Raw genomic sequence first — 7,617 nt, 5'->3', positions numbered from 1 at the left:
ACCCTCGTCAGGCGGCCTTCCTGTCGGAGCGGTGGTGAGGCGTGCGGCGGACGTCTTCCCCCGTGGGGCCGGTCCCGCGCATGCCGTTCCGTGGGGGCCGGTCTCGCCCCTACGGTTCCGTAAGGGCCGGTCCGGCCGGTCAGACCCGGCGGCCGGTCAGGGGAAGAGCATGATTCCGAAGATGATGACCACCACGATGGCCACGATGATGACGAAGGCCATCCGTCCGGGCCGGTGGGCGAGCACAGGGGCCCCCGGGGCCCCGCCCCTCGGCCGGTCCTCCGGCAGCACCGGGTTCGGCGGTCGGTCGCGCTTGTAGAAGTCGTCGTCACTCATCGACATCACCCGGCCATATGGTGCCGTCCCCGCGCCGCCGGGGCTTCGCGGGCCGAAGGCTCCGTGGCGGCGTGGGGCAGGGCAACCCCTTACCTCCGTTATACCTCCGCCCGGGGTGCGGAGGGCGGGCCCTTCGCACCCCGGGTGGACAGTCCCGTACCCGTTCCGCGGGCGACCGCGCGCCGGTCCGGCACCGACGGAAGGACAGGTCAGGGCTGGTCGGGGCTGGTCAGATCGCGGACCGGTCCCGCTGTGGCCCGATACGGTCAGAGAGTGATCGGTGACTCGCAGGTCACCTCGTCACGCGGTACGTAACGGGTCTTGAACGTCTCACGCTTCACCTCCGACCCTGCGGAGGTGAACACCCGCTCCACGGCGACGTTGAAGCCGTCGAGCGGTGTCTGGGGCAGACAGTTCTCGGCCGGGCCCTTACGGATCTTGGGCTTGATGACATCGGTGCGGGGGCCCTGGACCGACGTCACCTTGTCGTACTTCTTGGTGCCGTAGAAGCTGATGGTGACCGAGGAGTCGGTGGCACTGGCGGCGATGTAGATCGCGTTGCCCGAGTCGTTGTTGAACCGCAGGTCCAGGCTGCCCCAGGCGACCGTGGCCTCACGGCCCTCCGGGTAGCGCTCGATATAGAAGGAGTGGGCGCCGTACTCCAGCGGCTTGACCCCGGCGAAGAAGATCGCGTTGAAGACCGTGGTCGCCACGGCCGAGACACCGCCGCCCGCGGCCTTGGTGTACTGGTCGTTCTGGATGATGATGCCGTCGACGAAACCGTTGGCCTTGGTCCGCTCGCCGACGGTCTTGTTGAAGCTCCAGTTCTCCTTCGGCATGACCACGGAACCGTTGATCAGCTCCACCGCACGGCCGATGTTCTTGGTGCGGTACGGCGCGGGGTCGAAGTTGACCGTGAAGGTGCTCATCCGCTCCTTGATGCCCAGCGAGGGGAAGGTCTCCCGGCTCAGCTCGGGCTTGACCGTCGTGGTCGGCACCACGGCCGTGCGCTGGGATCCCTCACGGGTCAGCACCGGCAGCACGGCCTTCGCCAGACCGTCGGCGCTGGCCTTCTGGCCCGGCTTGCCGTCCTGGGCGAGCACCACCTGACCGCCGTCGAGACGCAGGGTGCCCTCGACGGGCTCGTCGGTTATCTCGTCGAGCGCCTCGGTGACGTCCTGGTCCGCGGCGAGGCCCTTGGCGTCCAGCCGGGGGGTGAGCCGCCCGGACGCGTCCGGCTTCATCGTCAGATGCCCGCCGATGGTCTCCGGGCCGATGGTGGTGGAGCGGGTCCCGGCGGTCAGGGTGACGGGCGCGGACATCGCGGGTTCGGCGAACTCCTTCATGGCCCGGTTGACCTCCTCCGCGCCGACCTTGGGCGTGGTGTCGGTCACCGGCAGTTCGACCGGCCCGGTCCGGCCCGCGGCGACCGCCGAGCGCAGCGCCTGGGCGGCGGGGTCGAGGTCGAGCGCCTCCCCCGCCCTCCCCGGGACGGCCACCGCCTCGCCGTCGCGGAACGTGATGGATCCCTCCCGTACCGTACGGTCCTGGGTCTTCGCCACGGTGGTCAGGGCGGTGCGGAGCTTGGCGTCGTCGACGCGCTGGACGGCTTCGGCGTCGCCGTCACCGGAGGAGAAGAGACGGCCGATCACGGTGAAGGGATCGGAGCCGGAGCGGGCCGCGCGGTCCACGGTCTCCGGGGCGTCGAGGGTGATCCCGGCCGCTCGGGGATCGACGGTGGCGGTCCGGTCACCGACACGGACCTGGACCGGCCGGGGCCAGTCGTGAGCGAGTTCACGCTCCAGCTTCCGCTCCGCGTCGGCGGCACTGAGTCCGCCGATGTCCACGCCGCGTACCTGAGTCCCCGCCGGCACCTCGCCGTCGGCGACCAGCAGCCCCACCGCGTACAGAGCGCCGAAACCGAGGCAGAGCGCCCCCGCCGCTATCGCGGCCGGGTGTATTCGGCGTCGGCCGTCCCCAGCGTCGCCCGCGGGACCGGAAGTACGAAGCACGAAAACCTCCTTGTCGATGGCTGTCACCGGCACATGCCGGTCTCCCGTCAACGCGCGACAACCCGCCGATCGTAGGGAGACCCCCGTCAAGCCCCGGTAAGTCCTGGCGAGGCGGCGTCCGCCCCCCTGACAGCACCGCGCCCTGGAGAACCACAGCCCGACCGCCGGGGGCCTTGTCGTGACGAAGGCATACGAACCCGGACGGTCTTCTGTCTGTCGATGGTACTGATGTTCCTGAGCGGGTCCGGTCACCGAACGGTCTCGCGGAACCCGCCGTACCACCCCTGTCACCAGGAGTGACACACCGCTGAATGCTGCGACCGGTACCCACCGTAGCCGCATACCCACGGTGCGGGGCCGGGATTCCGACAGGTCCCCCGGGTTCGGTCCCACCGGGCCCCGAACCCGCTGGGATCAGCCCGGTTCCGCCGCTTCCCGGCCCACCCGGCGCGGTCAGTCCCGCCGGGGACGACCGTCAGCACCGCCCGCTGGACGAGCCGCCCGGCCCTCCACCGGTGAACTCCCTCACAGCTCGCCGGACCGGTCGACCGCCTCCCGGCCCGCGTCGCAACGGCCAAGGCCCAGGACCCGGAGCCCGGTCACCGCACGGGAGACTTAGGTCACCCTTCCTTGGCAGGTGTGCCTCTGGTACAGCTGGATGGGTCATCCCCGTTCGCCGGAAGTATCCCCATGTGCCAGGACCACGAAGCTCCCCTCACCTCCTTCACCATCGACCTCACCCTGGAGGAGGCCCGACGCCGGGCCGAGGTCATGGCCGCGCTCGGCCCCGACTGGGACCCGGTGGAGGTCATACGGGGCGAGGACGAGGCGTACGCGCTCCTGTACTCAGGTCTGGACGAGGAGCAGCGGCGGACCTACGACGCGCTGGTGGCGGCCGGTGTGCTCACCGGGGAGGAGCCGGGCCGTGCGGCTTCCCATTGACCCGCAGGCGGACATCGCCCGCCGGGCCTGGGTGGCCTGCCCCTCCTGCGACGACGCGCGCTCCTGCGCGACCTGCGCACAGCGGCGCAACTGCGGGGCGCACTGGCGGTATCTGATCTCCAACAAGGGGCCCGTCGTGCACCTTCAGTGCCCGGGGTGCACCCACATGTGGTCGCTGAACACCCGCCCCGGCGTGACCCTCCGTAACGACGAGTCCTGACAGTCAAGTCCTGACAGGCGAGTCCTGACAGGGCGGCGTCGCGCGGGACACCCGCCAGGCAGCGGCACCGCTCGGCCGCGCGCCCCCGTCAGCCACCGGCACCGCTCGGCCACGGGCCCCCGTCAGCCTTGGGTTCCGGTCGCGGGAGCCTGAGCCCCGGAGAACAATGGTGCGGGTCCGGGTAAACCACGCACATCGACGACCGCGGGCGGCTCCCGGCCGCGTGGCGCGCGTCGGAGGGATGGCCGGCGGTGACGACTTCGCCCTTCGGGTCCGGTGACCCGTTCTCCGATCTGTTCAACCGCTTCTTCGGTATGAGCCCGGCGGCCTCCCCACCCGCCGTCCAGCGCGTCCCCATCGGACGGCTGCTCAGCGACTCCTCCCATGAACTGCTGGCGGCGGCGGGCGTCCGCGCCGCCGAGGACGGCTCCGACCTGGACCTCCCGCATCTGCTGTGGGCCGCCACCCAGGTGCCCGCCGGGCGGCAGGTGCTGGAGCAGGCGGGCGCCGACCCCGACCGGGTCGCCGGGGAGGTCGCCCGGACCCTGCCCACCGGCACCGGCGACGGGGAGCCCGCCCTCACTCCGGCCGCCAAGCGCGCGCTGCTGTCGGCGCACGCCCGCTCGCAGGCCGCCGGAGCCTCCTACATCGGTCCGGAGCACATCCTCGCCGCGCTGGCGGGCGATCCGCGTTCCGGACTCACGGGGGCCGCCGGTGCCCCTGGTGCCACTGGCGGGTTCCCCCCGGACGGCCTCGCCGGTGGCGCGCCCGCCCCCGGTGGTCAGCCCGGCGGCGCCGGTGAGACGCCCACCCTGGACCAGTACGGCCGTGACCTCACCGAGGAGGCGCGCGCCGGGCGGCTCGACCCCGTCGTCGGACGTGCGGAGGAGATCGAGCAGACGGTGGAGGTGCTGTCCCGGCGCACGAAGAACAACCCCGTACTCATCGGAGACCCCGGCGTCGGCAAGACCGCCATCGTCGAGGGCCTGGCGCAGCGGATCATCGGCGACGAGGTGCCCAGGTCCCTGCGCGACCGGCGGGTGGTCGAACTGGACCTGCCCGGACTGGTCGCCGGGTCCAAGTACCGGGGCGAGTTCGAGGAGCGGCTGAAGAAGGTGATCGACGAGGTCACCGCCGCCGACAAGAGCGTCATCCTCTTCATCGACGAGCTGCACACCGTGGTCGGGGCGGGCGGCGGCGGGGAGGGCGCCATGGACGCCGGGAACATCCTCAAGCCCGCGCTCGCCCGTGGTGACCTCAGTGTCGTCGGCGCCACCACGATCAGCGAGTACCGCAAGCACATCGAGAAGGACGCGGCCCTGGAACGGCGTTTCCAGCCGGTCATGGTGCCCGAGCCGACGGTGGACGAGACCGTGGAGATCCTGCGCGGGCTGCGCGACTCCTACGAGGCGCACCACCAGGTGCGTTTCACCGACGAGGCGCTGGACGCGGCGGCGGCGCTCTCCGACCGCTACCTCACCGACCGTTTCCTGCCCGACAAGGCCATCGACCTGATGGACCAGGCCGGGGCGCGGGTGGGGCTGCGCACCCTGGGCGGCCCCACCGGGGCCACCGAACTGGAGGGCCGTCTCACCAAGCTGCGCCGGGAGAAGGACGAGGCCGTCAGCTCCGAGGACTACGAGCGGGCGGGCCGGCTCAAGGAGCGGATCCGGGCGGCGGAACAGGAGCTGGCCGAGGTCGGCGCGGAGCGCGAACAGACCATGAGCGTCACCGCCGACGACATCGCCGAGGTGCTCTCCGCACGCACCGGTATCCCCGTCTCCCAGCTCACCGAGACCGAGCGCGAACGGCTGATGAAGCTGGAGGACACCCTGCACGAGCGGGTGATCGGCCAGGACGAGGCGGTCACCGCCGTCGCCCAGGCCGTACGCCGTGGCCGCGCGGGCATGGGCGATCCGGACCGCCCCACCGGCAGTTTCCTCTTCCTCGGCCCCACCGGCGTCGGCAAGACGGAGCTGGCCAAGGCGCTCGCGGAGCTGCTCTTCGGCAGCGCTGACCGAATGGTCAGGTTCGACATGAGCGAGTTCCAGGAGAAGCACACCGTCTCCCGGCTCGTCGGCTCCCCGCCCGGGTACGTCGGTTACGAGGAGGCGGGGCAGCTCACCGAGGCGGTGCGCCGCAAGCCGTACAGCGTCGTCCTCTTCGACGAGGTCGAGAAGGCCCACCCGGATGTCTTCAACCTGCTGCTCCAGGTGCTGGACGACGGCCGTCTGACCGACGCCCAGGGCCGTACCGTCGACTTCCGCCACACCGTGGTCATCATGACCAGCAACATCGGCTCGCAGCGGATCCTGGAGCACCACGGGAACGTGGACGAGATCCGCGACGACCTGATGGGCGATCTGCGGGCGCACTTCCGGCCGGAGTTCCTCAACCGCGTGGACGAGGTGATCGTCTTCCACGCCCTGACCCGGGCCGATCTGGTACGGATCGTGGATCTCCTGCTGGAGGGCACCCGACGCCGTCTGCACGCCCAGCATGTCGCCCTGGAGGTCACCGAGCCCGCCGAGGAGCTGCTGGCCAATCTGGGCTACCAGCCCGAGTTCGGCGCGCGTCCGCTGCGCCGGACCATCCAGACGGAACTCGACAACCGTCTCTCCACGATGCTGCTCGACGGCACGCTCAGCCCCGGTGACACGGTCCTCGCGGACGCGAGTGACGGCGAACTGACGCTGACCCTGAAGCCGTCGGAGACTCCGGACTCCACGGGCTGACTCGCCGGACTCGCCCGGCGGGGACCGTACCTCCCGGACGGCCGACGACGCCGGACAGTCCGGGCGCGCGGCCAAGGCGGTACGGCGCGCGTTCAGACCGCCCTGTGCGTAGGAGGCCGCGCTGACCCGCCCCGGCGGTTCCGCCTGGCGTAGGTCCGGCAGACCCCGGCCTCGCCCGGCCGGGGGCGTCGCACGACCGCCCACGGCCACGAGCCGCTCCCGAGCGCTCCCCCAGCCCCGCTCCAGCGATGGTCGGTGCCTCGGCCCAGCACCACTCCAGCCCGCCGCCCCCCAGGCGCCTCGCGGCCTCCCCCCGCCCCAGGGCTCCCGCTAGGGTGACCGCCATCAGCGCGGTCCCGCCGTGCTCGACGCGGTGGCCGCTTCCCCGTACGGAGGTCGCCATGACAGCACATCAGCCCCTCCCGGACACCGGTCCCGTCGGTGTGTTCCGCGGTCTCGACCACCTCCCGGTCACGGCCGTACGGGAGACCGCGGCCGAGATCGACCGGCTCGGCTACGGCGCCCTGTGGTGGAGCGAGTCCACCGGCCGTGAGACCTTCACCCAGGCCCAGACCATCCTCGGCGCCAGTTCCCGTCTGGTCGCGGCGACGGGTATCGCCAACATCTGGGCCAGGGACGCGGTCGCTACCAACTCCGCCGCCCGGACGCTGACCGAGATGCATCCGGGGCGCTTCCTGCCCGGTCTCGGGGTGAGCCACGCCCCGCTCGTCGACTCCCTACGCGCCGAGGGGCGGATCTACGCCAAGCCGCTCACGCGCATGGCCGCCTATCTCGACGCGCTGGACACCGCCACCTATACCGGGCACGGCGCCGAACTGCCCCGCCCGCCCCGGGTCCTCGCCGCGCTGGGCCCCCGGATGCTCGAACTCGCCCGGGAGAAGGCGGAGGGTGCCCTGACCTATCTCGTCACCCCCGAGCACACCGCCCAGGCCCGTAAGATCCTCGGCCCCGACCGCCTGCTCGCGGTCGAGCAGAACGTCGCCCTCACCCCCGACCGTGCCACGGCGCTGCGCTGGGGCCGCACCCGGCTCTCCTTCTACCTCCGCTTCCCGAACTACCTCAACAACCTCAAGCGGCTGGGTTTCACCGACGAGGACTGCTCGGGCGAGGGCAGCGACCGGCTGCTGGAGGCGCTGGTGGCCTGGGGGGACGAGAGCGCGATCCGCGCGGCGGTCCGGGCGCACCACGAGGCGGGCGCCGACCATGTGTGCGTCCAGGTGCTGCGGGAGTCGCCGTTCGACAACCCCCTCCCCGATCTGGTCACCCTCGCCCCGGCCCTCCTCGGCTGAGCCGCGCGGGCCGCACGGCCCCCCCCGTTTCAGGGGGCCACCACCCGCGCGGACCGGAGGGC

At 71.8% G+C, this 7,617-nt stretch carries 6 protein-coding genes; 4 read left to right on the top strand and 2 right to left on the bottom strand.

The window, feature by feature from the left end:
• Positions 1-156: 156 nt before the first annotated feature.
• Both ACFVIM_RS30275 and ACFVIM_RS30270 read right to left on the bottom strand, forming a co-directional pair.
• On the bottom strand, positions 157-342 hold the full coding sequence (locus ACFVIM_RS30275; RefSeq protein WP_384308016.1) for a hypothetical protein: 186 nt from the start codon (positions 340-342) through the stop codon (positions 157-159).
• A 260-nt stretch (positions 343-602) separates the two neighbouring features.
• A complete protein-coding gene (locus ACFVIM_RS30270) occupies positions 603-2,348 on the bottom strand; it encodes a VanW family protein (protein WP_384308013.1) in 1,746 nt (581 codons plus the stop codon).
• Positions 2,349-3,038: 690 nt separating this feature from the next.
• Here ACFVIM_RS30270 and ACFVIM_RS30265 point away from each other — a divergent pair.
• The 4 genes from ACFVIM_RS30265 (at position 3,039) to ACFVIM_RS30250 (ending at position 7,555) form a co-directional block, all read left to right on the top strand.
• On the top strand, positions 3,039-3,290 hold the full coding sequence (locus tag ACFVIM_RS30265; protein WP_384308010.1) for a DUF6400 family protein: 252 nt from the start codon (positions 3,039-3,041) through the stop codon (positions 3,288-3,290).
• A complete protein-coding gene (locus ACFVIM_RS30260; RefSeq protein WP_384308008.1) occupies positions 3,274-3,510 on the top strand; it encodes a hypothetical protein in 237 nt (78 codons plus the stop codon). Before ACFVIM_RS30265 ends, ACFVIM_RS30260 begins: the two co-directional genes overlap by 17 nt.
• Positions 3,511-3,761: 251 nt before the next feature.
• A complete protein-coding gene (locus ACFVIM_RS30255; RefSeq protein WP_384308005.1) occupies positions 3,762-6,245 on the top strand; it encodes an ATP-dependent Clp protease ATP-binding subunit in 2,484 nt (827 codons plus the stop codon).
• 401 nt (positions 6,246-6,646) lie between these two features.
• Positions 6,647-7,555 carry an LLM class F420-dependent oxidoreductase gene (locus ACFVIM_RS30250; RefSeq protein WP_384308002.1) on the top strand — a complete coding sequence of 303 codons (909 nt, stop codon included), beginning with the start codon at positions 6,647-6,649 and terminating at the stop codon, positions 7,553-7,555.
• Positions 7,556-7,617 lie beyond the last annotated feature (62 nt).

It is taken from the genome of Streptomyces sp. NPDC057638 (assembly GCF_042800315.1).
GTDB lineage: Bacteria > Actinomycetota > Actinomycetes > Streptomycetales > Streptomycetaceae > Streptomyces.
This window is presented reverse-complemented; position numbering and strand designations above follow the sequence as displayed.